Origin of the sequence: Zhongshania aliphaticivorans, assembly GCF_001586255.1 — a bacterium.
Lineage (GTDB): Bacteria > Pseudomonadota > Gammaproteobacteria > Pseudomonadales > Spongiibacteraceae > Spongiibacter > Spongiibacter aliphaticivorans.
The window spans coordinates 3298202-3323832 of sequence record NZ_CP014544.1; the positions used below are offsets into that span (position 1 = coordinate 3298202).

The following is a 25631-nucleotide window of genomic DNA, read 5'->3' on the forward strand; positions in this document are numbered from 1 at the left end:
TCAGTTGCCCCTCTGTACTAAATCGGTCGTCAATACGTCGACAACCACGTCCATTTCCGCACTGCGCGAACCCTTAACCAAAACCGTATCCCCTGCTTCTAAATAATTTTTTAATGCCGCGATTAAATCCGGCTTATTGTCAAAGGCGTATGCATTGCGACCAAATTCAGTCGCCATCATACTGGCGTATTCCCCCGTAAAGAAAACCGCATCAAGTCGATTTTCTCTGGCATAAGCCGCTATTTCTCGATGCTGCTGAGCAGCCTCCGCACCCAACTCCGCCATATGCCCAAGGGCGAGAACTTTGCGGCCGTGACTCGATGCCAGCACTTCAATTGCCGCTCGCACTGAACCCGGGTTCGCGTTGTAACTATCATCAATCAGTTCAATTCCGGCGACATTACGGCGCAGCAGACGACCACTTACACCGCGCACCGACTCTAGGCCACTAACCACCTCACCTAAGCTTGCACCTGCCGAAAGCGCCGCTGCGGCGGCCGCCAAGGCATTGGCCACCATATGCCGACCCGACAGGGGCATGCACACCTTGGCACTGCCGGCAAAACTGACCAACTCAAAACGAACTTTGCCCGGCTCACTCAGATCAATATCACGCGCAAACACATCGACATCCTCCCGTACCAGGCTGAATAGGCGCTGCTGCACATGGCTGGCATAGGACTGCCACAGTGAACAGTGAGCATCATCAGCGTTGATAATGGCGAGGCCGCCTTTCGCTAAACCGCGAAATATCCCGCCCTTGGTTTCAGCCACTGCCGCCAGCGAACCAAAACCTTCAATATGCGCGTGCTGAGCATTGGTCAGCACCGCAATAGTAGGTTCAGCAAATTCGCAGAGGTAGTGGATATCACCTCGTTTTGCGGCGCCCATTTCAATCACCGCAAACCGGTGTTGCGCAGAGATCGCCAGCAGACTAAGCGGCACACCGATCTCGTTATTTAAATTGCCGACTGTGGCATAAACCTCACCACACTGAGCAAAAATTGCAGCCAACATTTCTTTAGTACTGGTTTTTCCGCTACTGCCGGTAATGGCAACAAGTGGACCAGTAAAACGACGACGATTTTCGCGAGCAATCAAGCCCAGCGCACGACGGGTATCTGAGACCCTTATATTAGGCAGAAGATCCGTTGCCTCGCTAACAACGCTGGCAACGGCACCAGCGTCCTTCGCTACGCCAACAAATTGATTACCATCAAAATTATCGCCACTTAAGGCAACGAATAGATCACCAGCCTGGACTTTGCGGCTGTCAGTACAAATCCGATCAACGGAGATATCTGTACCCGTGAGTACGCCACCAGTAGCGGCCGCAATGGTCTGCAAATTTAATGTGCCGATCATAAGCTCGGCCTCGCTGCCAGTGCCAGTCGCGCGCACTGAATATCACTAAAGGGCAAACGACGCCCAGCGATCTCTTGATATTCTTCGTGGCCTTTGCCGGCAACTAACACAACATCGCCAGGCTCAGCCGCGGCGATTGCTGTCGCGATTGCGGAATCGCGTTCGGAAATCACCACTGGCGCGCTGCGCATACCCGCACAAATGTCCGCGATGATAGCCGTCGCCGACTCCGAGCGGGGATTGTCGTTGGTCACCACCACCGCATCGGAAAAGCTTTCTGCTATTGATCCCATTAACGGTCGCTTACTACGATCTCGGTCGCCACCACAGCCCATTACGCAACGCAATTTACCGGCGGTAATTGGCCGCAAGGCTTTGAGCACTTTCTCTAATGCATCTGGTGTATGCGCGTAATCAATAACCGCCAACACGCCATCTGCAGAGCGCAGGCATTCCATACGGCCTGGAACGGGTTTTAATTTGGGTATCGCCTCTGCGATTGCATCGACAGTAACGCCCAAGCCCAGTAAAACGGCTGTTGCCGCCACCAAGTTCTGCAAATTAAATTCGCCAAGCAAGGGCGACTGCAATTGAAAATTGCCCCACGGACTGCTGATGTGAGCCTCGATGCCCCGCATGTCACAACGTGCGTCTTGGGCGTAAACCTTGGCCTGGGGATCAACAATACTAAAATCAATTAATTGCGCGGCGGTGGACTCAGCCATAAGCTTGCGACCAAATTCATCGTCTCGATTAATAACGGCCAACGGCAGATTAGGCCAATTCAATAAGCGCGCTTTTACGGCGCCGTAAGCCTCCATAGAACCGTGATAGTCAAGATGGTCTTGGCTAAGATTCGTGAATACTGCGGCAGCAAAATTCAATGCGGCCACCCGGTGTTGAGCCAAGCCGTGAGACGACACTTCCATCGCTGCCCAATTTGCTCCGCCATCTCGCCATTCGCTAAGCAGAGCCTGCACTGAGACTGCATCAGGAGTGGTGTTATTGCCACTATTAAGGCGACCAAAGCGACCATTACCAAGAGTGCCAATTAGCCCACACGGTTGACCAATGGCTTCCAGTAATTGCGCCACCATCCATGCACAAGATGTCTTTCCATTGGTACCGGTAATCCCGATAAGCTGCAGCTGCCGAGATGGCAAATCGTAAAAGCGCCCGGCAATTTCGCTAATATGCGCTTCTAGATGTTCAATGACGACCACCGGCAGCGACCATTGCGCAGCATCGAAGGGCGCGTCAGCGATGACGGCAACGGCACCCGCAGTAATCGCATCGTGAATATAATCACGCCCATCAACCTCGTGCCCCTTTATCGCCAAAAAGACATCGCCAGCTTGAACCTTGCGACTATCTATGGCCAAACCGGTAACGGGCAAGGCGGCAATTTCCTGACTTAAGTCAGGTAGTAAATCGCCTAACAACCTCGGTAATGTGTAGTTCTGCTGGTCTACCATCACGCTGCCGCATCTCCCTTGGTTTTGGGTTTAGGCTCGGCTGCCTCGATATTGTCCGGCGCGATATTCAACAAGCGCAGGGCATCAGATACCACTTTTGAAAAAACGGGCGCAGCAACCAATCCGCCATAATAATCACCCTTAGGTTCATCAATGGTCACTACCGCCACAATTCTGGGATTACTGGCCGGCGCCACACCGGCAAAAATGGCAAAATAGCGGTCTTCGGCATAGCCGCCAGCAATCGCCTTGTGTGACGTTCCGGTTTTACCGGCAATGCGATACGCGTCTACCTGGGCCCGCGTAGCCGTACCACCCAGCTCAGTCACTTCTTCCAGCATATCGACAATCTGGCGCGCAATTTTTGCTGAAATAACTTGCTGCTGAGCTGGCTTTTCGGTGCGCTTCAGCAAAGATACTTGCTGAAAAACACCGCGATTAGCAAATACCGAATAAGCTTGGGCCAATTGTAAATTGGTAACAGTAATGCCGTAGCCAAAGGCAAACGTGGCGCGCTCAATTGCACGCCAATTGGGCCGGTTCGGCAGCATGCCGTTGCTTTCGCCAGGAAACCCTGAGCTAGTGCTGCGCCCCAAACCAAAGCGATCAAACACACCCCAGACGTCATGCTCATCAAGAGAGAGCGCAATTTTGGTGGTACCGACCTGGCTAGATTTTTTCAATACCTCTGCCACGGTAAGCACGCCGTAGTTACGGTGATCTTCTAAAACTTTCCGCCCAACCTTGATATACCCAGGATTAGTATTGATGGTGGTGTCGGGCTGATACTTACCACTTTCCAGAGCTGCCACCATAGTCAACGGCTTCACGGTGGAGCCCGGTTCAAACATATCGATAACAGCGCGGTTGCGCAGCGCGTCAGGACTTAACTGGCTGCGATTATTGGGGTTAAACGAAGGCTGGTTAACCAGCGCCAAAACTTCGCCTGTTTCACTGTCGATAATAACGATCGAACCGGCTTTAGCGCCGGTTCGGTTTATTGCTGCTTTTAATTCGCGGTAAGCGAGGTACTGCAAACGCAGATCAATACTCAGTTGGACATCTTTGCCGGGGCTGGCCGCCTCCCCGGCGTCGATCTCCCTGATAATATTGCCGTACAAATCCTTCAGCACCCGCTTGCGCCCAGGGGTTCCGTTAAGCCATTCGTCGTAGGTTAGTTCGAGCCCCTCCTGGCCACGATCGTCGATATCGGTAAAGCCCAGCAAATGCGCGGTTACCTCGCCCGCCGGATAAAAACGGCGATACTCCCGCTGCAAATACACACCGGGAATTTTCATTTGCATAAGGCTTTGTGCTGCCGCAGGTGCAACGTGACGGCGTAAATACATAAACTGGCTGTCGCGATAACGCTCTACCCGCCGCGACAATTCACTCGCCGACATTTCCAGCGCTGCGGCCAAGCGCGCCCAGTCACCTTTTGCACCCTGCAATTCCTGAGGGTTAGCCCAAATAGAGGCAACGGGGGTACTAACCGCTAGGGGCTCGCCATTACGATCGGCAATGATTCCGCGATGAGCAGGGATTACTTCGGTGCGATTGGTGCGCGCATTGCCTTGGCCTTGCAGAAATTGGTAGCCGCGATCGACATCCAGGACCTGTAAACTTAGCGCCCGCCAAGCCAATAACAAGGCGAGCAGCAGCAGACTGCCGACCACGATTCGGAAGCGCCAGGGCGATATTTGAACTTTAGCCTGCTTTACCATAACCCCGAACCATTTTGACTTCCCTCATTTTGGGCGCCTGCATTTTCAATTTTTGTATTGCCACATCTTGCACGCGATCCGGTGACGCCCACGTACTCTGCTCTAGCAATAAACGTCCCCACTCTTCTTCCAGTGACATTGCATCGCGGCGCAAGTCCTGTAGCTCACCAAATAATTTTCGGCTTTTATGTGAACTCTGAATCACCGCAATACATGACAAAACCACCAGAATGAGCAAGGCTGGGCCTAACACGCCACCCAACGGTGCCGGTGTCGACACCGCATTTCTCATGCTATTGCGCTGCTTTCCTTCCAACATAACTCACCCTTAGGCACACTCGTCATACGCGAGTTTTTCCGCCACGCGCATTACCGCGCTGCGCGACCGGGGGTTCAAGGCGACTTCATGATCGCTTGCCTTTACCGCCTTACCAATGAGCTTCAGCTTGCGATTGCGCTGACTTTCGGTAACCGGTATGTACGCGGGCACCTGCTCGCCTTCTGCCTGGCGACGCATAAAACGCTTCACTATGCGGTCTTCTAATGAGTGAAAGCTGATGACGACCAAGCGCCCACCCACATCCAAACTATCAACAACCTTACTCAGCAATTTTTCTAAATCTGTTAGCTCGTCATTGATGAAAATCCGTATCGCTTGGAAGCTACGCGTTGCTGGATGTTTGTGCTTTTCCCAAGCGGGATTAGCCTCAGTAACTATTTTGGCCAACTGCAAGGTCCGCGTAATCGGCTCTTCTTCACGCGCGGCAATAATTGCTCTAGCAATACGTTTAGCAAACCGCTCCTCGCCGTAATCCCGCAGCACTTTGGTAATTTCCGCTTCGTCGGCCACGGCAATCCACTGCGCGGCACTCATGCCGCGATCAACGTCCATACGCATATCTAAATCGCCGTCGCGCATAAAACTAAAGCCGCGCTCCGCCTGGTCCAGCTGTGGCGATGAAACGCCCAAATCCAATAGCACGCCAGTAAACGGCGCAGCCATGCCACTCGACGCGGCCAGCTCGGCAAAATCAGCGAAAGAACCTCGTGCAATACGGAAGCGCTGATCCGCCTGTGCTAACTCAAGACCTTCAGAAAATGCCTGGGCGTCTTTATCGATCCCCAATAAACGCCCTTCAGCGCTCAAGCTTTCCAGTATCTGGCGACTATGACCACCACGGCCAAAAGTACCGTCGACATAACGTCCACTGGTATCAGTTACCAGCGCTGCAACGGCCTCCTCTAGCAATACTGTTAAATGCTGTTCCAAATGACTCACTCTCTATAGTGACAGTGACAACATCTCGTCCGGCATATCGTCACCCTCTCCCGCTGCACCAAGCCAGTCGAACCAACCTGACTCACTCCACAGCTCTAATTTTTTACCCTGACCCACTAGTAGTAGTTTCTTTTCAAGGTCAGCGTAATCGCGTAATGGCGGCGGCAGCAGCACCCGACCATTGGCATCCATTTCTAAAGGGGTGGCATAACCCAGTAACAGCCGCTGAGCCAGCCGCGCCTTGCGATGGATATTCGGCAAGGCTTCAATCTTGGGCAGCAAATCCAACCACTGGGGTTCGGGGTAAACCAGTAGACAGCGCTCTTCGGTATGGGCAGTAATCACCAAGCGGCCATCGCAAGCAGACACAAGGGCATCGCGTATTTTGGCTGGAATCGCCAAACGCCCCTTGCTGTCCATTGTGATTGCATGACTACCTAGGAACACAAAACCCACCTTCTTCGCTTCAAAAACCCCAAAACACCACAAAAAACCACTTCTACCCACTAAACGACACTATAGGAACTTGCAAGCCCTAGTGTCAAGCGAGACCGAGACCTAAATAGAGGGATTTTTCTTAAAAATGTCAGTAACTTGCGGCTAAAACGCGCTAACGAGGATGGGCTTTAAGGAGCTTAATTCAAGGAAACAAAAAGATAGAGCACCAACTTAATGCACTACATTAAGTTACGGCTTTTTATGCGAAGAAGGGGAATAAAAAGTGAGTCGGCCGATAAGCCGGGTTCTGTCTTGGACGACCATTCATCTGGGATCTGCGTCACCGCAGACCTCTAGCAGCCTACCCGAATCCACTGTGGGCCACAGCATTGGATTCCTATTTGGCCTTGCTCCAGGCGGGGTTTACCATGCCACGAACTGTTGCCAGTCGCGCGGTGCGCTCTTACCGCACCATTTCAACCTTACCGGCAGCTTGCGCTACGTAGGCGGTGTATTTTCTGTTGCACTTTCCGTAGGCTCGCACCTCCCAGGAGTTACCTGGCGCCTTGCCCTGCGGAGCCCGGACTTTCCTCCCTGCAGCGAACTGCCGAGCGATCGTCTGGCCGACTCACCTGTAAGAATAACCAGTAGTTAACCCCCGCGCAAGCGCTATTTCCACAGACATTTATAATGGGTGCTCGATTCCATACTGGTATAACTGGTTTTTCTTAATGCCGCTGATTTTCGCGCACAGCGCCGCCGCCTGTTTGAGCGGCAGATCTTCTCGCAATATATCCAATATTTCGATCACTTCTACAGGAAGACCTTCGTCACCCGCAAAGCCCGCAATCAACAACACACACTCGCCACGCTGCTGGTTGCTGTCTGCGCTTATAAACTCCAGCATCTCGGCGGCCGGGAGGCGCTTGACCGTCTCAAACATTTTGGTTATTTCTCTGGCCAAAACGATCACCCGCTCAGGACCCATGACGGCCAGCACGTCGGCCACGCAGTCTTTTATGCGGTGGGGCGCTTCGTAAAAAATCATGGTCCGGCGCTCTCGCAACAGGGCTTTGAACACCCCTTGCCGCGCATGTTGTTTGGCAGGTAAAAAGCCCTCAAACATAAAGCGATCTGAAGGCAAACCAGCCACACTCAACGCCGCTATTACGGCGCAGGCGCCAGGGATTGGTACCACCTTAAAGCCCTCGCGCAACGCGAGATCGACCAATTTATAGCCCGGGTCCGATACTAGCGGGGTGCCCGCGTCGGAAATGAGCGCTAAATCTTTACCGTTGCGCAAATGCCCGAGCAAGCGCTCCAGAGCGGCATTATTACTGTGATCATGATAAGCCACTAAGGGTGTATCAATGTCAAAATGGCTCAGCAATGTCCGACTGTGGCGAGTATCTTCCGCCGCAATGAGCGCAACCGTTTGTAGGACCTCTATGGCTCGGGGTACCATATCGGCCAAATTCCCTATTGGCGTTGCAACAACGTAAAGGGTGGGGCTAATTTCCACAACAGCGGCCTCATTGACAATGCATGACCGCGCAGACTAACAATGGCTGATCAATGAAGACAAGAACTTTTGCTTTTGCACTCACTTGCGGCCTCCTGGCTAGCTGTGCTGCTAACCCGCCGCCAATCTCAGTTTACAACCGTCCGGAGGCGAGGCAAACGCCAGCCCCAGCACGGCCAATACCCCAACAAAGTGGCGAATTTAACCCTGCGACCGCCGATGCCGAACTCGTGGAGCAATGGCTGCTAGACGCCGCGACACTCGATAGCGACGAAGCGGCAGATTTGCTGCTCCGCGCGTCCGAGGTACTGCTGCGCGAAGGCGAGCTGGCCCGCGCAGACGATGTAGTGGGCGAATTAATTGCCCCAGAATTAAGCGCGGACCAGGCCTTGCGCCTTGCCATTATTCGCGCGCGGGTGCACCGCGGCCACGCCGAGTTCACCAGCGCCCTGGCAGAGCTGTCTGACCCCCTAATCGAGGCTGCGGTGATTGATGCGCCTATACGCCGCCAACTGCAGTACAGCCAATTGCGCGCCTCGCTCTTTCAGATTGAAGGCGATCACCTCGCCGCTGCCAGAGAGTGGATTTTCATCGACCCACTGCTCAACCCCAGTCAACAGGGAGCCAACCGCGAGTCGATTTGGCAGTCACTGATGCAGATCCCCACTGCTACGCTGATTGAACACATTGGCAGCACCGGAAATAGAGACTATCTTGGCTGGCTGGAACTCGCGTCCGTGGCCAAAGACAATCAAGGCGATATCGAAGCCCAGGTTCGCCAACGCGACGCGTGGCTAGCGCGCTGGCCCCAGCACCCGGCACGCTATTCGCTCCCCGGCGGCCTCGATAAATTAGATGATTTGATTGTCGAGCGGCCAGACCAAGTCGCGCTCATTTTGCCCGTTACCGGGCGCCTTGCAGCCTACGGCAAAGCCATTCGCGACGGCTTTTTTGCCGCCTATTACGAGACCTTAAATCAAGGCGGCGGCGTCCCAAAAATTCGACTTTACGACAGCAATAGCGCGGATATTAACGCCCTCTATCAACAAACAATAAACGATGGCAACAAACTCGTCATAGGCCCACTGGAAAAAGAGCATGTTAGCGCGCTAACGGCCAGCCACCCGCAAGCAATGTCGGTGCCCACACTGGCACTCAATCGCATAGACGGCGAGCGCTTCCCAAGCGGTCTGTATCAGTTTGGCCTGAATCCTGAGGACGAAGCGGCGCAAATAGCCGATATCGCGCTAGCCAAGGGCTATAAGCGTGCACTGGTGATTACACCAGAAGGCTCGTGGGGACATAAGGTAGCAGTCGCCTTTACCGATCGCTGGCAGCAACTGGGCGGCCAAATTGTCGCCAGCCAAACCTTCGATTCAAATAAGAACAATTACTCCAAACAGATTAAAAGTATTTTAAATATCGACAAAAGCCAACAGCGTCTGCAGCGCCTGCAACAAATTATTGGCATCAGGCCCAACTACGAACCCTACCGGCGCACCGACCTCGACTTCATTTTTTTGCTCGCGCGCCCCAACGAAGGCCGCGCGATAAAGCCGCTACTGGCCTACCACTACGCAGGAGACATCCCAGTCTATGCGACATCACACATTTACCGTGGCAGTAAGGCGCCAACCAAGGACCAGGACATCAATGGCGTACGGTTTATTGATATTCCTTGGATTTTTAACGAAGAACTAGAAATTCGCCAAGCCATTAATAATGGCATACCGTCCAGCGCTGGCTACCAGCGGATGTACGCCCTCGGCGTAGACAGCTTTCGGCTCCACCTCCGGCTTAAGCAGCTGCGCAATGGTGATCGTAATCAGGTGTTCGGCGAAACCGGCACCCTTAGCTTAAATATGCTTGGCCAAATTGAGCGAGAACTGTCATTAGCCGAAATTCAAAACGGCATCGCCGTGGTAAACCCAATTACGGCAGCAGAAACTGAGCTGCCCTAATGTGGCGCAAGCAGGGAGCTAGCAATACCGGTGCGCGCGCCGAACAGGCTGCATGCCGGTATTTACAAAAGCAGAAGCTAAAAGTCATCGCTAAGAATTATCGTTGCCGCTTTGGAGAGATCGACATCGTATGCCGCAGCGACGAGCACCTGGTATTTGTAGAGGTTCGCTACCGCCATAGCGCACACTTCGGCAGCGCGGCTGAAACTGTCAATTTTGCCAAGCAGCAACGCATTATCCTCACAGCCCGCCATTACCTCAGTTGCAACGCCGGTGCTAAGCAGTACAGTGAACTTCCATGCCGCTTTGATGTCATTGAAGCAAGCCCTGGCAACAGTGGTGAGCTGCAGTTAAATTGGCTTCCCAACGCTTTTCAGGAGTGAGAGACAATACACCGTGGATAATACCGAGCAAGTACTAGACCTTTTTCATCGCCACATTGAAAGCTGCATGTATACCATGGAATCGTTGAGCGACGTGATCGTTCAAGCCAGTGAATGCCTCGTTGAAAGTATGCTGCATGAACATAAAGTTATTTGCTGCGGCGAAGGGACCAGCGGCCTCATCGCTCACCACTTGGCCACCAACCTCCTCACTAGCTTTCAGCAGGAACGCCCAGCACTACCCGCGATGGTACTCAGCGCCGACGCCGCTACCGCGATAGCCGTAGATTCCAGTTACAATGATATTTATGCCAACCAAATTCGCGCGTTAGGCCAAGCGGGCGACTGTTTAGTACTGTGCTATTACGGCAACGGCTCCACAGCGACTTTACGCGCTATTCAGGCCGCACACGAGCGCGGCATGCGGGTGGTCTCACTGTGTAATCTCAGCGGCGGCGACGCCAGCTCACTACTCTCGCCAGAAGATGTCGAACTCGCTTTTCCGGTAGAAGACCGCGCCAGAGTCACCGAAATGCAATTAATCGCCGTTCACAGCATCTGTGAACTTATTGACAGTCAACTGTTTGGAAACCCTCACGCATGATCCAATTTCAACGCTATGCCCTAGCCCTACTCCTTATCGGCCTACTCAGCGGCTGTACCCAGATACTCACTGCAACCACCGACACCCCTATTGCTGAAGATCCCGGTAGCCGGAGCCTCGGCAGCTACCTAGACGACGAGATCATTGAGACCAAGGCGCTGGTTAATATCCGAAAAACAGATCCAGCACTGCAAAGCGCACGCATCGCAGTGACCAGCCATAATGGCATCGTGTTATTAACAGGCAATGTGCCCAACAGCAGATTAAGCAGCGTTGCCGGGGAAGTGGCCAACGAAGTAAAAAAGGTCCGCAAGGTTCACAACGAATTAACGGTTGGCACTGACGTCAGCATGTTAGCCCGCAGCAACGACGCCTGGATCAGCACCAAAGTCAAAAGCCGCCTATCACTCGACGACAAGCTAGATGCGTCAAAAATCAAAGTCGTCACCGAAAACGGCGTTGTTTATTTAATGGGGCTGGTATCAAAATCGGAGTCTGACGTCGCGACTAAAATCGTCAGTGAGACGAGCGGCGTACAGAAAGTTGTGCGGGTCTTTGAATATTATTGAAGCCTAGAACAAAAAAGCCGACTTGATTCCCATCAAGTCGGCTTTCCAGTATTACTTAACCACTTTCAAACTCGGCTTGCCCTTCGCCGTCGGCAGCTTACTAAGACTAGCACTCGGTCTAGATCCTGGCGGCTTGGGCGGCACGTCCGGCTCTTCGGCATCAAAGAGCATGCCTTGGCCATTCTCTTTAGCATAGACACCCAGTACTGCTGAGATTGGCGCACTCACTTCCTGTGGCACGCCGCCAAAGCGACCGCTAAACGTTAGAAAATCATTACCAACGTGCAAACCCACCACCGCAGACGGGGAAATATTGAGCACAATCTGACCGTCTTGCACATACTGCTGAGGCACGAACACGCCGTCATGAAGTGCATTCACGAGAATGTAGGGCGTACAACCATTGTCGACCACCCATTCGTAAATTGCCCTAATCATATAGGGACGACTCGATGTCATTGCCATAATATACAGCCAGTGGTTTAGGCTACTGACGCCTCGCTACGATTTTCACGCTCTTTTTCGGTCAGACTTTCCTGAAAGGAAGGTCGCTCAAACAATCTCGCCATATAATCGAACAAGGGCTTAGATTGACGGGTTTGCGGAATAACCACACCCAGTTGAGGCAAACGCCACAGAATCGGCGCCAAACAGCAGTCTACTAGCGTGAATTCATCACTCATAAAGAACGGCTTCTCAGCAAAAATAGGAGCTACAGTTAATAAACTGTCCCGCAATTCCTTACGCGCCTTTTCAGCATTCTTTTGATTGCCACCGACCAGCAGCTCATCAACCAAACGGCACCAGTCACGCTCAATACGGTAGATATACTGACGACTCTCACCACGGGCTACTGGATAAACAGGTAATAGCGGCGGATGCGGAAAGCGCTCGTCAAGATACTCCATCATTACTTTTGATTCGTATAATGCTAAGTCGCGATCAACCAAAGTAGGCAGCGAATTATACGGGTTCAGCTCGGCGACCTCTTCCGGCAGAGTGCCCGGCTTCACATCGACGATATCAACAGTCACGCCTTTTTCGGCCAATACAATTCTCACCCGATGGCAGTAATGACTTGCTGCGTCGGAGAAGAAGGTCATGGTAGAACGCTTGGCAACAACGCCCATTGATCTCACCTCAAATTATCAAACTAAAAACAAGAAACGGGCAGTTCCAAATAGAACCGCCCGCTGACTCTTTCCAACTCACACGACAGGTCGGGTGAGTCAAAGGGGTTTAATGCACGTCTTTCCAATATTCGCGGTTCAACAAGAAGGCAAATACAAAGAACACAGCAATAAATAACAGAACATATACGCCAATCCGCCTGCTTTTCGCAGCAGATGGCTCAGCAACGTATTCCAAAAAATTAACCAAGTCATACACGACTTTATCATACTCGGCGGGACTCAGGGCGCCCTCAGTCTGGTAGCTAAATGAACCGCAGGGATTCAAAGCTTTACCATCATCGCCAAACAAAATATTTTCGCCGGTTAGCGGGTCGCGTAATATGCCGCCGTTATGGGCGTGAACTGGGCCTGGTGCGCACTCGGGCATCCCCTGCAGGTCGGCCATAACATGGGGCATACCCACATCTTTAAAAACCTTGTTGTTCACGCCATAAGGGCGCGAAGGGTCGGCATAGAAGGTCCGCAGATAAGTGTATAGCCATTCAGGACTACGAGCGCGCGCCACCAAGGTTAAATTAGGCGGTGCAGCGCCAAACCACTTTTTTGCATCGTCAGCAGCCATTGAGTTATGCATGAGCGAGCCGATTTTTGCCTCGCTATCGAACTTCAGGTTTTCCTCAAACAACTCAAGCGGAATCCCAAGGTCGTCAGCAGTACGCTGATAGCGTGCATAGCCCAGTGAATGACAGCCCATGCAGTAGTTCATATAAGTGGCTGCGCCGCTTTGCAGCGACGGCAAATCAGTCACATCAGTGTCGATTTGATCGCAAGCCATCGTGCCGCAATCAAACGCCGACTCAGAGCCCGCGGCCTTAAGTGGCAACACGGTTAACAGAATCACCGCCAGCAGCACCAGCATACTCTTCCAGAAGCCCATGCCACCGTCGGTGGTGCGGGTCGGCTCCGGTTTAGTGGCCTCCCACTTCGTCCAGAACGGCATCAACAAGAAGAACGCGAAGTAGAGCACCGAACAGATCCGCGCCAATAAGGTCCGCGCTTCTGTAGGCGCCTTCACACCAAGCACACCAAGGATCAAGAAAGAAGCCACAAAAATCAGGATGGCCGCTTTACTGATATTGCCCTTGTAGCGAATCGACTTCACCTTACTGCGATCCAGCCAAGGCAGCAGGAACAAAATAGCAACCGACGCGCCGAAAGCCATAAAGCCCAGCAGCTTATCCGGCACTGCGCGCAGCACTGAGTAGAAAGGCGTGAAATACCAAACCGGCGCAATGTGCTCAGGGGTTTTCAAGCCATTGGCGATTTCAAAGTTAGCGTGCTCAAGGAAATAGCCGCCCATCTCTGGCATAAAGAACACAATGCCACAGAACACAAACAAGAAGACCGCGATCGCCGTCAAATCGTGCACAGTGTAGTACGGGTGGAAAGCCACGCCATCTAGCGGTATACCGTTAGCGTCCTTATTCTTCTTGATCTCAACACCGTCAGGGTTGTTAGAACCCACTTCGTGCAAAGCCAATAAGTGGAGAACAACCAAGGCAATCAGGATAATTGGCAGCGCAACAACGTGCAGTGCAAAAAAGCGGTTAAGCGTGACACCCGAAATCAGGAAGTCACCACGTACCCATTGCACAATGTCTTCGCCTACGACAGGGATCGCGCCAAACAGCGAAATGATAACCTGCGCACCCCAGTAGGACATTTGTCCCCAAGGTAGTACATAACCAACAAAGGCTTCAGCCATCAACGCGAGGAAGATGAACATACCGAAAACCCAAATCAATTCACGGGGCTTTTGGTAAGAGCCGTAGATCAGGCCGCGGAACATATGCAGGTAGACCACGACAAAAAACGCCGAGGCGCCGGTGGAGTGCATATAACGAATAATCCAGCCGAAGTCGACATCACGCATGATGTATTCAACAGAGTTGAAGGCTTCTTCAGAGCTGGGGGTAAAGCTCATGGTTAGCCAAACACCAGTCAGCAGCTGATTAACCAGCACGACCAGCGACAAGACACCAAAGAAATACCAGAAGTTGAAGTTTTTTGGCGCGTAGTACTTACCCATATGGGTATCCCACGCACGCATGATAGGCAGGCGGGCATCAACCCAGTCGCGCAAACCCACTAACATTTTGACCATTACGCAGCCCCCTGATCAATACCGATAACAAGCACATTGTCACCCTCGAAGGAATAAGGGGGAACAATGAGGTTTTGAGACGCAGGTGAACCCTGATAAACACGGCCAGCCAAGTCGAAACGCGAACCGTGACAGGGGCAAAAAAAGCCGCCTAACCAAGATTTGCCACCGAGATCCGGCACGCCCACTTCTGGGTGATGCTTTGGCGCGCAACCTAGGTGCGTACACAAACCAACGAGAACCATATATTCCGGCCGAATTGAGCGGGTCGCCACTTCGACATATTCAGGTTGATCGGAACCGCTAGACTCAGGATCTTTTAAGTATTGGCCAAGCTCTTTCAGACCGGCAACCTGCTCTTGGGTGCGACGCACCACATAAACAGGTTTACCGCGCCACTCAACAACAACCATCTGACCGGGCTCAAGCTTACTGATATCGGCCTTTACTGGCGCACCAGCAGCCTTAGCTTTAGCACTTGGATTCCAAGAACCCACAAATGGCGTTGCTATACCAACGGCCCCGGCGGCACCAACAACAGATGTTGCGGCCGTCAGGAAACGTCGACGTCCTGTATTTACGCCGTCATTACTCATGACGATTCCCCCATAACATACGAAAAGTCAGGCTGGCCCCGCTAGATGAGCAGAACCCACTCCAAAATTCCAAATGGGCCAAATACTAATGAACTTGACCCATTCTGACAATAATTATGCGCGACAAAGATCTGCATTCAGATCTTTGTTCAGGCAAAAAAAAACGCCCACATCGTAGCTCGTGGGCGTTTTCCGAAAGCCGCAATGGGCAGTCTCCACAGGCCAGAGGCCGTAGCGGTTAACGCTTGGAGAATTGTGGCTTCTTACGAGCTTTACGCAGACCGACTTTCTTACGCTCAACTTCGCGTGAGTCGCGGGTTACGAAACCTGCTTTACGCAATGGGCTACGCAGACCTTCGTCGTACTCCATTAGAGCGCGCGTGATGCCATGGCGAATCGCACCGGCTTGGCCGAAACTACCACCACCTGCGACGGTCACCAAAATATCAAACTTTTCAGACATTTCGACCAGCTCTAGCGGCTGACGAACGATCATACGTGCCACTTCACGACCAAAGTACTGGTCAAGAGTGCGATCGTTTACTGAAATAGCGCCGGTTCCTGCTTTCAGGAATACACGGGCTGACGAGGTTTTACGGCGACCTGTACCGTAATACTGGGTGGCTGACATATTACGCTTCCGTTAGATATTCAGTTCAACTGGCTGCTGAGCGGTATGTGGATGCTCAGTACCAGCGTAGACTTTCAATTTTTTAAACATAGCACGACCCAGCGGGTTCTTGGGCAACATACCCTTTACCGCTCCCTGGATCACACGCTCGGGGGCTTTCTCGATCAACTTCTCGAAGCTCATCGACTTCAATCCACCCGGATAACCGGTGTGGTGATGATAGATTTTACCACTTGCTTTATTGCCGGTAACGCGAATTTTTTCCGCATTAACAACAACGATATAATCGCCAGTATCAACATGAGGCGTGTATTCAGGCTTATGCTTACCGCGCAAACGATGCGCAATTTCACTGGCCAAACGACCCAATGTTTTTTCGGCGGCGTCTACTACGTACCAGTCATGTATTACGTCACTGGGTTTTGCGCTTAAGGTTTTCATGTGTCTCGCCTATAGGGCCCGTACCGAACAAAGAGCGCGAATACTACATAAGCGCCACAGGTTTTTCAAGCGGAATGTTTGCTTTTCTGAATGAATAGCGCCAAACACCGTCACGGACGGTGCTCTTGCCCAAGGTAATCCTCAGACTGCATTTCCAGAAGCCGACTCTGAGTCCGCTCAAACTCAAAATCCAACCGGCCGCCAGTATACAGATTCTCTAGCGATACTGCAGCCGACAAAACCAATTTAACGTTGCGATCGTAAAATTCATCGATCAAATTAATGAAGCGTCGCGCCTGATCGTCCCGACCCGCGCCCATTTGCGGCACATTACTAATCACCACCGCATGAAACACCCTCGCCAATTCAATATAATCATATTGGCTGCGAGGGCCGTCGCAAAGCTCGTCGAAATCAAACCAGGCCACGTCGTCCGCGACATATCGGGCCTGGATCTGGCGTCCTTCAATATCCAAACGCTGATCAGCCGTCGCCGCCTCCGGCGCCAAACGCTGGAAGCTGCGCATCAAGCTCTGCTCCGCCGCGTCACCCAGTGGCTGATAATACAACTCAGCCTGCTCCAAAGCCCGCAGGCGATAATCCACACCACCATCGACGTTGACGATCTCTGTGCGCCTATTAATAAGGGCGATGGCTGGCAAGAAGCGCGCGCGCTGCAAACCATCTTTATACAAACCATCAGGGATAATATTGGACGTTGCCACCAAGACCACGCCGCGCTCAAACAAGCGCTCAAACAATCCCGCCAAGATCATTGCATCGGTAATATCTGAGACAAAAAATTCGTCAAAACAAATTACCCGCGCCTCATCGGCAATGCGGTCAGCCACAATCACCAGGGGATTCTTTTCACCCGAAAGGGATTTCAACTCTTTATGAACCCGCTGCATAAAGCGGTGAAAATGCGCTCGCAGCTTATTCTCAAATGGCAGGGTATCGAAAAAGGTATCCATCAGATAGGTCTTACCACGACCCACGCCGCCCCAAAAATACAAACCCTTTATATCTGCAACAACTGGGGCGCGCCGCGTCAGGCGCGCCCACAACCCCGCCGCACCAGGCGCAGGCTGGGCAAGCAAGTCATCATACAAACGCTGCAAACAGCTAACAGCGTGTTCCTGAGCTGGATCGTAAGAAAAATCAGCTTGCTCTAGATCTCGTCGATATCGCTGTAATGGGGTAGCCACATAAAGACCCTCGTTCAAGTCGGCGCAACTTTACCGACCCAACCACGAATTGGCAATTTTTTATCGGGGCATACTGAACCCAATCGCGTGAGCAGTTATACTTAGTGCTAACAAGAGTGACATACACGTCGACTCACCGGAGGAGTTTCTGTGCAAGACCTAAGCACCCTGATCACCGTTGCCATCATTTGTTTACTCAGTGGCGCCGCCATCGGCTACTTCATCTTGGGGCGACTTAAGCCTGAACAGCAAAATCGCGCGGCACTAGAAAAGCAGTTCGGCGAAATGCAACAGCAACAGCAAGAGTATCAACAGCAGGTCAGCACCCATTTTGACCGCACTGGTGAACTTCTAAATGAACTCGCTGAAAGCTACCGCAGCGTCCACAACCATATTGTAGAAGGCGCGCAAAACTTACACGCATCGGGCATTAGCCCACTACAAGCGCTACCTGAAGGCCGCCCGGTGCTAGAGAGCAAATCCACCAAGGCTACGCCCTCGGCTCCACCGCTGGACTACGCGCCACGCCAACCCGGCAAAAAAGGCGCGTTACACGAAGAGTTCGGCATGGACTCCGAGAAAAAGCCCAAAGATCATATCGACCCGCCACTTGCGCCGCACCTTTAGCAAACCAGGCCCCAGCACCAACACTGGGGCCACCGCCGCTATTACAAACAAACTAGCGCGAACCCCTTAAGCGGGATTATCAATATCAATAAACTCGTGCTGTAAGTTGAATTGCGCAGCCAGCGTCCCAGCCAAGGCCTGCACACCATAGCGCTCGGTGGCGTGATGCCCCGCGCCAATATAGGTAATACCCAACTCCCGCGCCGCCAATATCGTCGGTTCCGACACCTCGCCACTGAGAAAGGCATCCATGCCTAGCGCCGCCGCTTTTTCAATATAAGATTGTGCTGCCCCAGTACACCAACCGATACGCCGAATCGGCCGCTCATGGCCCAACTCCAACAACGGACGCCGCCCCAGCACCCTAGCAATATGGTCGGCAAAATCCTGCGCTGATTGTGGCGCCGCCAACACGCCAATATTACCCACTGAGCGCGGATTACCGGGCTCGAGACCGCCCTCAACCGTAATACCCAGCTGCTTAGCCAGCTGAATATTATTCCCCAACTCCGGATGCGCATCCAAGGGCAAATGATAAGCTATCAAACTGATATCATGCGCCAACAACAAACCAAGACGGCGGCGCTTCATACCCACCACACAGGGGTCTTCTCCCCGCCAAAAATAGCCATGATGCACAATAATGGCATCCGCCCGCGCCTCTATCGCTGCTTCAATCAAGGCCTGGGACGCAGTCACCCCCGACACAATACGGTGCACCTCGGGGCGCCCCGCCACCTGCAGGCCATTCGGGCAATAATCATTAAAATTGTGTGGCGCCAACAGGCCATCTGCAGCGGCAAGCAAAGCAGACAATGAAACACTCATACAAGCTCCCAGAAATTCGAAAACGGCGTAAATCATGCTAGGCTAGCACGCCAGCAGTTTAGTCCAGCCAAAAACGGCCAATTTAGTGTATCGCGAGGATCAGCTTTTGAATCTGCCCAACCCCAAAACCCTGATCTGGCCAACGCTTTGCGGGGCATTACTGGGCCTGTGCATACTCGCTTACCTGCCCGGTCAACCCGACCGCGATTATGTCTATGCGGTAGAGAAAGCCGCGCCAGCGGTCGCCAACATCTATACCACAAAGGTTGTGCAACAACGCCACCCACTAGCCAACGACCCGCTATTCAAACATTTTTTTAAACGCAACGGCAAAGCCAAACAGCAACTAGAGCGCAGCTTGGGTTCCGGCGTTATTGTCAGTGATGCCGGCTATCTATTAACAAACTACCACGTCATTAACGGCGCTGATGAAATTTTAGTCCTGCTCCACGACGGCCGCCAAGCTCTCGCTAGCGTGATCGGCAGTGACGCCGACACCGACCTTGCCGTGCTTAAGATAGACCTAGGCAACCTCACTAGTATCACGATTGGCGACCCCAGCAAAATCCGGGTCGGCAATATCGTGCTTGCCATCGGCAACCCCTACGGCTTCGGCCAAACCGTAACCCAAGGCATTGTCAGCGCCACCGGACGCTACGGGCTTGGCCTGAGCCAGTTCGAAAACTATATTCAGACCGATGCCGCCATCAACCCCGGCAACTCTGGCGGCGCCCTCATTGACACCAAAGGCCGCTTACTGGGTATCAATACCGCCATTTACACTCAGAGTGGCGGCTCTACCGGCATAGGCTTGGCCATCCCCACCGACCTCGCCCTACGCACCATGAGCGACTTAATTACTTACGGCCGCCCGTTGCGCGGCTGGCTTGGCATAGAAGTGCAGCCAGTCGGGCTTGGTACCAATGGCGTCGTTATCACAGCCTTAGCGAATAGCGGCCCAGCCGAAAAAGCCGGTTTGAAAGTCGGCGATATACTCACTGAGATTAATGGCGAACAAGTTGGCGATGGCCACGCCGGAATGAAGCTAATCACCTATACCCGCCCCGGCCAGCACGTGCGAATTGGCTTATTGCGCGGTGAGGAGCTGCTCACGATAGTCACCCAAGTCGCCGAGCGCCCCAATAGCTAAGTCGCCTCTCGGCAGATGAGCTAACCACTTGCCGCTTAGCGTGTTGTGCCGAGAACCCGTTGTAGCGATTCAAATAACACCGCACTCTCTTCGGGGCGACCAACGGTAATACGCAAATATTGCACTACGCGGGCCTGCTTGAAATGACGAACAATAACACCATCTTCGCGCAGCCCTGCCGCCAGTTCGGCGGCGTCGCGACTGCGGTGCCGACAAAACACAAAGTTCGCCAGAGACGGCAGTACTTCAAAATCTAAGGCTGCCAACTGCTGCACCAGGTTTTCGCGCTCGGTGATCACCGCTTGCTGACACTGTTCAAAATAGGCTTGGTCGGCAAAAGACGCCGTCGCGCCAAGTTGGGCGAGGCGATCTAGCGGGTATGAGTTAAAGCTATTTTTAATGCGATCTAAGGCTTCGATCAAATCTGGGTGCCCAACCGCAAAGCCCACTCGCAATCCCGCCAAGGAACGCGACTTCGACAAGGTCTGAGTAACCAACAAATTAGGATAGTGATTCACTAAACTAATGGCCGATTCGCCACCGAAATCCACATAGGCTTCATCAATCACCACCACAGTTTCGGTATTCACCGCCAATAGCCGCTCTATTTCCGCCAGTGGTAAAAAACACCCTGTCGGTGCATTTGGGTTGGGGAAAATAATCCCGCCCTTCATACCGGTGTAATCACTAACCCTAATCTGAAAAGATGCGTCTAGCGGAATCGCCTCATAGGGAATACCGTATAAACCGCAGTAAACGGGGTAAAAACTGTAGGTAATATCTGGAAACAGCAACGGCTTGCCATGTTGAAATAGGCCGTGGAAAATGTGCGCCAGCACTTCGTCTGAGCCATTACCAACAAACACTTGCGCGCTATCAACGCCGTGATAGTCGGCAATTGCCGCCTTAAGCTGGTCACTATTGGGGTCAGGGTAGCGGCGTAAATCGTCGTTAAGCCCCTGTTGCATCGCGGCCAAGGCCTGTGGCGATGGCCCATAGGGGTTTTCATTGGTATTGAGCTTGGTCAGTTTTTGCAGCTTGGGCTGTTCGCCGGGGATATACGGCACCAGATCCTTAACAAAGGGGCTCCAAAACCGGCTCATACAGACTCCTCGCCAGCGTCATTCGCTGGTAAAAAACGGTATTCCGCACTGCGGGCGTGAGCCGTTAAGGACTCCCCCCTGGCCAACACCGAGGCCACCTTGGCCAACTCTGCAGCACCCGCTGCTGAACAACCAATAATAGATGAGCGTTTTTGAAAATCGTAAACCCCCAGCGGCGACGAAAACCGTGCCGTGCCAGAGGTTGGCAAAACGTGATTGGGGCCTGCGCAATAATCACCTAGCGCTTCGGGCGTATAACGGCCCATAAAAATCGCGCCCGCGTGGCGAACTTTAGGCAAATAATCTTGGGCATTATCAAAGGACAATTCCAAGTGTTCCGGCGCAATTCGATTACTAAGTGCGATAGCCTCATCAAGGTCTTTTACCAGAATCAAGGCGCCACGCGCAGAGAGGGATTGGCGAATAATGTCCGCCCGCTCCGACATCGGCAACAATTTAGTAATACTCGCCTCAACCGCGTCTAAAAAGTCGGCGTCAGCGCTTAATAATATAGATTGGGCATCTTCGTCGTGTTCCGCCTGGGAAAACAAATCCATGGCGATCCAGTCGGGGTCAGTCTTGCCATCGCAGATCACCAGTATCTCCGAGGGACCAGCAATCATATCCAGCCCAACACTGCCAAACACCTGACGCTTTGCGGTGGCCACATAGATATTGCCGGGACCGACAATTTTATCGACTTTTGGAATGGTCGCAGTGCCATAAGCTAAAGCGCCAACGGCTTGCGCCCCACCGATGGTAAATACCCGGTCGACACCGGCAATCGCAGCCGCCGCCAAAACCATGTCGTTCACAAAGCCTTTCGGTGTGGGCGAGACCATAATCAGCTCATCCACCCCCGCAACTTTGGCGGGTATCGCATTCATTAATACCGATGAAGGGTAGGTCGCTTTTCCGCCCGGCACGTAGAGACCAACGCGCTCAAGCGGGGTGATTTGCTGACCCAGCACGGTGCCATCAGCCTCGGTATAAGACCACGATTCCTGACGCTGATGCTGGTGATAGCTGCGAATGCGCTCGGCGGCTTTTTCTAAAGCCTCACGCACCTCGGCGGGTATCGAAAGTAACGCCGCCTGCAATCGCGCCTGAGGAATCTCCAGCTCAGCAGCGGTGTCAACATCAACGCCGTCAAACTGCTTGGTATAACTGAGCAAGGCAGTATCGCCGTCACTGCGAATAGCCGCCAAAACCCCCGCCACTGTATTTGCAATGGTCGGGTTTGTGGTGGCCTCCCAGTTGAGTAGTGCGGTCAGTGCCGCATCAAACCCCGCATCCACAGACCTCATGCGCCGAATAATATCTGCCATTACACAGCCTCCGATGCAGCTTGGCGAGCCTCCACAGCCGCGGTCAATTTACCGATGATATCCTGAATACTGTGGTGTTTGCGCTTCATTGCCGCCTTATTAACCACTAAGCGCGAGCTAACATCGGCGATCATATCCCGCGGCTCCATGCCATTGGCGCGCAAGGTATTACCGGTATCTACAATATCGACAATCAAATCAGCCAAATTCATCAGGGGCGCTAATTCCATAGCACCATAAAGCTTAATCAGCTCTACCTGAACGCCACGCTCAGCAAAGTGGCGACGGGCGACATTCACAAATTTAGTAGCGACCCGCACCCGACCATGGGGCAGCACTTCGCCAACCCGCCCCGCTGTCATTAAACGGCAGCGAGCAATATTTAAGTCTAGCGGCTCGTACATATCTGCCGCGCCGAGCTCCAGCAACATATCCTTACCAGCAACACCGATATCAGCCGAGCCCAACTTCACGTAGGTCGGCACGTCGGTACCACGAATCACGATAAGCTGAATATGGGCGTGATTGGTTTCAAAAATCAGCTTGCGACTGCTGCTAATATCCTCAAGCGGCACAATGCCAGCCTCGGCAAGCAGGGGCAGGGTTTCTTTAAGAATACGCCCTTTGGTAAGGGCGATAGTAACCGGCTGATCCACAGGTAAACTCCAGGAACTGATAAATTCTAGTTAGCAACCCGGCGAATATCGGCGCCGAGGGCGAGGAATTTCTCCTCAATACATTCATAGCCGCGATCAATATGATAGATTCGGTCGACTAAGGTTTCGCCATCTGCCACCAAACCAGCAATAACAAGGCTCGCCGAGGCGCGCAAATCACTGGCCATCACTGGTGCACCTTTTAGGCGATCAATACCTTTAATCATCGCGGTATTACCTTCAATGGTGATCTTCGCGCCCATACGGTTCATTTCATGGGTTTGAATTAAGCGATTCTCAAAAATTGTTTCAGTAACATGGGACACCCCGTCAGCCACGGTATTCATCGCGGTGAACTGAGCCTGCATGTCGGTAGGAAACCCCGGATATGGCATCGTCTTTATATTCACCGCTTTGGGCTGACGACCGTCCATATCAAGTGTAATCCAATCGGCACCGCTTTCGATCTTAGCACCCGCCTCTTCCAATTTAACCAATACCGCTTCCAGCGTTTCGGGACCAATATCTCGCAGCCGGATCGAACCACGACTTGCGGCAGCAGCCACCAAATAGGTTCCCGCTTCGATGCGATCAGGCATGACCGAGTAGGTACAGCCGCTCAGGCGCTCGACACCATCAATGGTAATGGTTGCTGTGCCGTGACCCGTTATTTTGGCACCCATGGCGATCAGGCAATTGGCCAAATCGACAATTTCTGGCTCACGCGCGGCGTTCTCTAGCACGGTGCGGCCTTTAGCCAGCGCCGCCGCCATCATTACGTTCTCAGTACCACCAACGGTAACCATATCAAACAGTACATGAGCACCTTTCAAACCGCCCTCAGGTGCCCGCGCAGTGATATAACCTTCGTCGATGTCGATGATGGCGCCCATCGCCTCAAAGCCACGCAAATGCTGATCAACTGGCCGACTACCAATAGCGCAACCACCGGGAAAAGACACCTTGGCGTGACCGAAGTGCGCCAATAAAGGCCCCAGCACCAATATCGATGCCCGCATAGTTTTCACGAGCTCATAGGGTGCAGTCGTTTTAGTGGTCGTAGAACCATTGATTTCAACGCCGAGCCGCTCATCAACAATAAGCTCGGTGCCCATGCTGCGCAGCAGTGCAATCATGGTGGTCACGTCGTGCAAGTGCGGGAGATTGCGGATCAATACCGGCTCACTGGACAACAAGGTGGCGGCAAGAATCGGCAGCGCCGCATTTTTAGAACCGGACACGCGAATCTCTCCGGCCAAAGGGCCGCAGCCGCGTATAAGCAACTTATCCATGAAATCTCCTGGAAAGTCCCGTCAGCCTCAGGCTTGGGCTTCCTCGGGGGTAATAGCTTTAATATTAATGGCGTGGAGTGAACCGTCGCGTATCCAATCGTTGACTGCAGCATAAACCAATTGCTGGCGCTTAACAGCGCGCAAGCCAGCAAATGCGGCACTCACAACCCGAACATCAAAATGACTGCCGTCGCCGCTAACAGCCACGTCACTCTCGGGAAAGTGCTCTGAAAGGCGCTGTTCGATATGGTCTGTTTGCATGACAATTCTACCTGTATTCTTCACTTGCGATATCAAGCGCGGAATTGTACGCAATTGCGGTCAACATGGCGAGACGAATACCTAAACACGCATTCATCCCTCGCCATTAAGACACTAAGCTTATTTTGTCGCCTGCTCTTCCATCACCGCTTGCGGTGCAACTGTCCAGTTAGCAATAACCTTGTCGATATCACCATTGTACTGCTTAACCGCAGCATCAAACTGATTCTGGTAAATACGACCTAAGTTCAAGCCTTCTATAACCACATTGCGCAACTTCCAGCTGCCATCAGAGCCTTGACGAAGGGTATACATAACCTGATAGGGCTTGGCGCGCTCACCATAGATATTTTGACGCACACCAACGCTGCCCGATAAATCGGCGTCATCGGCTAACGGCAATACTTCGATACGATTGCCATTAAAACCAAGCAGGCCTTTGGCGTAGGTATTGATTAAGCCGTCTTTAAAATTATTGGTAAAACGCATCACCCGGTCGCGAAATTTAGCGCGCTCAGCATCCGTCTTCAGGCTCTCGTAATAACCCCGGCTGCCATATTTACCCATTATGCCCCGCGCGAAACTCTGAAAATCGACAACCTCATCCATTATTCGGCGCACTTCACCCGTAAAACGCTCAGGGTCTTTATCTACATAGCTGCGCGCACCTTCGATAACCTTCACCAGCTCTTGGGTAGTATCAGCCACCACTTCGTAGGGCCCCTTCTGCTCCGCAGATACCTGCACTGATAGGCCTACAGCCATAAATGCCGCCAGTAAAATTCGCTTAAACATATCATTCCCTCAATAATTTTTAACCGCACAAACACGGCACAACACTGCTAACTGCTAGCTTCGACCCTCTTTTACGGAAATGTCTCCCGCATCGGAGG

27 protein-coding genes and 1 other RNA gene are annotated in these 25631 nt (G+C 52.7%); 6 read left to right on the top strand and 22 right to left on the bottom strand.

The annotated features are described in order from the left end of the window. From AZF00_RS14580 to rsmI, 8 genes are all read right to left on the bottom strand, one after another. On the bottom strand, window positions 1-1365 hold the full coding sequence (locus tag AZF00_RS14580; RefSeq protein ID WP_008251591.1) for a UDP-N-acetylmuramoyl-tripeptide--D-alanyl-D-alanine ligase: 1365 nt from the start codon (window positions 1363-1365) through the stop codon (window positions 1-3). Further along, on the bottom strand, window positions 1362-2840 hold the full coding sequence (locus AZF00_RS14585; RefSeq protein WP_008251592.1) for a UDP-N-acetylmuramoyl-L-alanyl-D-glutamate--2,6-diaminopimelate ligase: 1479 nt from the start codon (window positions 2838-2840) through the stop codon (window positions 1362-1364). The genes AZF00_RS14580 and AZF00_RS14585 overlap by 4 nt, the downstream gene beginning before the upstream one ends. Next, complete coding sequence (locus AZF00_RS14590) at window positions 2840-4564, bottom strand: peptidoglycan D,D-transpeptidase FtsI family protein (RefSeq protein ID WP_008251593.1); 1725 nt, start codon at window positions 4562-4564, stop codon at window positions 2840-2842. Before AZF00_RS14590 ends, AZF00_RS14585 begins: the two co-directional genes overlap by 1 nt. Beyond that, complete coding sequence (gene ftsL, locus AZF00_RS14595) at window positions 4548-4883, bottom strand: cell division protein FtsL (RefSeq protein WP_008251594.1); 336 nt, start codon at window positions 4881-4883, stop codon at window positions 4548-4550. The genes AZF00_RS14590 and ftsL overlap by 17 nt, the downstream gene beginning before the upstream one ends. Window positions 4884-4892: 9 nt before the next feature. Then, window positions 4893-5834, bottom strand: coding sequence for a 16S rRNA (cytosine(1402)-N(4))-methyltransferase RsmH (rsmH, locus tag AZF00_RS14600; protein ID WP_008251595.1), 942 nt, complete (start codon window positions 5832-5834; stop codon window positions 4893-4895). Window positions 5835-5846: 12 nt separating this feature from the next. After that, entirely contained in the window at window positions 5847-6290 is a 444-nt protein-coding gene (gene mraZ, locus AZF00_RS14605; protein WP_040804143.1) for a division/cell wall cluster transcriptional repressor MraZ, read from the bottom strand. A 271-nt stretch (window positions 6291-6561) separates the two neighbouring features. After that, window positions 6562-6912: RNase P RNA component class A (rnpB, locus tag AZF00_RS14610), an RNA gene on the bottom strand. Window positions 6913-6966: 54 nt separating this feature from the next. Then, entirely contained in the window at window positions 6967-7803 is an 837-nt protein-coding gene (rsmI, locus tag AZF00_RS14615) for a 16S rRNA (cytidine(1402)-2'-O)-methyltransferase (RefSeq protein ID WP_008251597.1), read from the bottom strand. A gap of 53 nt (window positions 7804-7856) precedes the next feature. On the opposite strand from rsmI, the gene AZF00_RS14620 reads away from it, so the two are divergent. From AZF00_RS14620 to AZF00_RS14635, 4 genes are read left to right on the top strand one after another with little or no spacing between them, the layout of a single operon-like run. Further along, complete coding sequence (locus AZF00_RS14620) at window positions 7857-9764, top strand: penicillin-binding protein activator (RefSeq protein ID WP_062384125.1); 1908 nt, start codon at window positions 7857-7859, stop codon at window positions 9762-9764. Then, window positions 9764-10147 (top strand): YraN family protein, encoded by a 384-nt coding sequence (locus tag AZF00_RS14625; RefSeq protein ID WP_008251599.1) that lies wholly within the window; start codon window positions 9764-9766, stop codon window positions 10145-10147. The genes AZF00_RS14620 and AZF00_RS14625 overlap by 1 nt, the downstream gene beginning before the upstream one ends. A gap of 13 nt (window positions 10148-10160) precedes the next feature. Further along, window positions 10161-10751 carry a D-sedoheptulose-7-phosphate isomerase gene (locus tag AZF00_RS14630; protein ID WP_008251600.1) on the top strand — a complete coding sequence of 197 codons (591 nt, stop codon included), beginning with the start codon at window positions 10161-10163 and terminating at the stop codon, window positions 10749-10751. After that, the gene (locus AZF00_RS14635) at window positions 10748-11320 is read left to right on the top strand and encodes a BON domain-containing protein (protein WP_008251601.1); all 573 of its coding nucleotides are present in this window, start codon (window positions 10748-10750) and stop codon (window positions 11318-11320) included. Before AZF00_RS14630 ends, AZF00_RS14635 begins: the two co-directional genes overlap by 4 nt. 51 nt (window positions 11321-11371) lie before the next feature. Here the strand turns inward: AZF00_RS14635 and AZF00_RS14640 are convergent, their stop codons facing one another. From AZF00_RS14640 to zapE, 7 genes are all read right to left on the bottom strand, one after another. Next, a complete protein-coding gene (locus tag AZF00_RS14640; protein ID WP_231856162.1) occupies window positions 11372-11785 on the bottom strand; it encodes a ClpXP protease specificity-enhancing factor in 414 nt (137 codons plus the stop codon). Between the two features lie 17 nt (window positions 11786-11802). After that, on the bottom strand, window positions 11803-12450 hold the full coding sequence (locus AZF00_RS14645) for a glutathione S-transferase N-terminal domain-containing protein (protein WP_008251603.1): 648 nt from the start codon (window positions 12448-12450) through the stop codon (window positions 11803-11805). Window positions 12451-12559: 109 nt separating this feature from the next. Next, window positions 12560-14617: a ubiquinol-cytochrome c reductase gene (locus AZF00_RS14650; RefSeq protein WP_062384128.1), complete on the bottom strand. Its 2058-nt coding sequence runs from the start codon at window positions 14615-14617 to the stop codon at window positions 12560-12562. Beyond that, window positions 14617-15213 (bottom strand): ubiquinol-cytochrome c reductase iron-sulfur subunit, encoded by a 597-nt coding sequence (gene petA / locus AZF00_RS14655; protein ID WP_008251605.1) that lies wholly within the window; start codon window positions 15211-15213, stop codon window positions 14617-14619. The genes AZF00_RS14650 and petA overlap by 1 nt, the downstream gene beginning before the upstream one ends. 238 nt (window positions 15214-15451) lie before the next feature. Then, on the bottom strand, window positions 15452-15844 hold the full coding sequence (gene rpsI, locus AZF00_RS14660) for a 30S ribosomal protein S9 (protein WP_008251606.1): 393 nt from the start codon (window positions 15842-15844) through the stop codon (window positions 15452-15454). A gap of 12 nt (window positions 15845-15856) precedes the next feature. After that, window positions 15857-16285, bottom strand: a complete 429-nt coding sequence (rplM, locus tag AZF00_RS14665; protein ID WP_008251607.1) for a 50S ribosomal protein L13 — start codon at window positions 16283-16285, stop codon at window positions 15857-15859. A 110-nt stretch (window positions 16286-16395) separates the two neighbouring features. Further along, the gene (zapE, locus tag AZF00_RS14670; protein WP_008251608.1) at window positions 16396-17493 is read right to left on the bottom strand and encodes a cell division protein ZapE; all 1098 of its coding nucleotides are present in this window, start codon (window positions 17491-17493) and stop codon (window positions 16396-16398) included. Between the two features lie 150 nt (window positions 17494-17643). On the opposite strand from zapE, the gene AZF00_RS14675 reads away from it, so the two are divergent. Further along, the gene (locus tag AZF00_RS14675; protein ID WP_008251613.1) at window positions 17644-18120 is read left to right on the top strand and encodes a Z-ring associated ZapG family protein; all 477 of its coding nucleotides are present in this window, start codon (window positions 17644-17646) and stop codon (window positions 18118-18120) included. A gap of 66 nt (window positions 18121-18186) precedes the next feature. Here AZF00_RS14675 and AZF00_RS14680 read toward each other — a convergent pair whose 3' ends face one another. Further along, window positions 18187-18948: a Nif3-like dinuclear metal center hexameric protein gene (locus AZF00_RS14680; protein WP_008251615.1), complete on the bottom strand. Its 762-nt coding sequence runs from the start codon at window positions 18946-18948 to the stop codon at window positions 18187-18189. A gap of 106 nt (window positions 18949-19054) precedes the next feature. On the opposite strand from AZF00_RS14680, the gene AZF00_RS14685 reads away from it, so the two are divergent. Next, the gene (locus tag AZF00_RS14685) at window positions 19055-20098 is read left to right on the top strand and encodes a trypsin-like peptidase domain-containing protein (RefSeq protein WP_197465665.1); all 1044 of its coding nucleotides are present in this window, start codon (window positions 19055-19057) and stop codon (window positions 20096-20098) included. Window positions 20099-20133: 35 nt separating this feature from the next. Here the strand turns inward: AZF00_RS14685 and hisC are convergent, their stop codons facing one another. From hisC to AZF00_RS14715, 6 genes are all read right to left on the bottom strand, one after another. Next, window positions 20134-21201 (bottom strand): histidinol-phosphate transaminase, encoded by a 1068-nt coding sequence (gene hisC / locus AZF00_RS14690; protein WP_008251618.1) that lies wholly within the window; start codon window positions 21199-21201, stop codon window positions 20134-20136. Continuing rightward, the gene (gene hisD, locus AZF00_RS14695) at window positions 21198-22529 is read right to left on the bottom strand and encodes a histidinol dehydrogenase (RefSeq protein WP_008251620.1); all 1332 of its coding nucleotides are present in this window, start codon (window positions 22527-22529) and stop codon (window positions 21198-21200) included. The genes hisC and hisD overlap by 4 nt, the downstream gene beginning before the upstream one ends. Then, window positions 22529-23185: an ATP phosphoribosyltransferase gene (hisG, locus tag AZF00_RS14700; RefSeq protein ID WP_008251622.1), complete on the bottom strand. Its 657-nt coding sequence runs from the start codon at window positions 23183-23185 to the stop codon at window positions 22529-22531. Before hisG ends, hisD begins: the two co-directional genes overlap by 1 nt. A 26-nt stretch (window positions 23186-23211) precedes the next feature. After that, a complete protein-coding gene (gene murA, locus AZF00_RS14705) occupies window positions 23212-24477 on the bottom strand; it encodes a UDP-N-acetylglucosamine 1-carboxyvinyltransferase (RefSeq protein ID WP_008251624.1) in 1266 nt (421 codons plus the stop codon). Between the two features lie 27 nt (window positions 24478-24504). Continuing rightward, on the bottom strand, window positions 24505-24738 hold the full coding sequence (locus tag AZF00_RS14710) for a BolA family protein (RefSeq protein ID WP_008251626.1): 234 nt from the start codon (window positions 24736-24738) through the stop codon (window positions 24505-24507). A gap of 120 nt (window positions 24739-24858) precedes the next feature. Beyond that, window positions 24859-25533, bottom strand: a complete 675-nt coding sequence (locus tag AZF00_RS14715; RefSeq protein WP_008251628.1) for an MlaC/ttg2D family ABC transporter substrate-binding protein — start codon at window positions 25531-25533, stop codon at window positions 24859-24861. Window positions 25534-25631 lie beyond the last annotated feature (98 nt).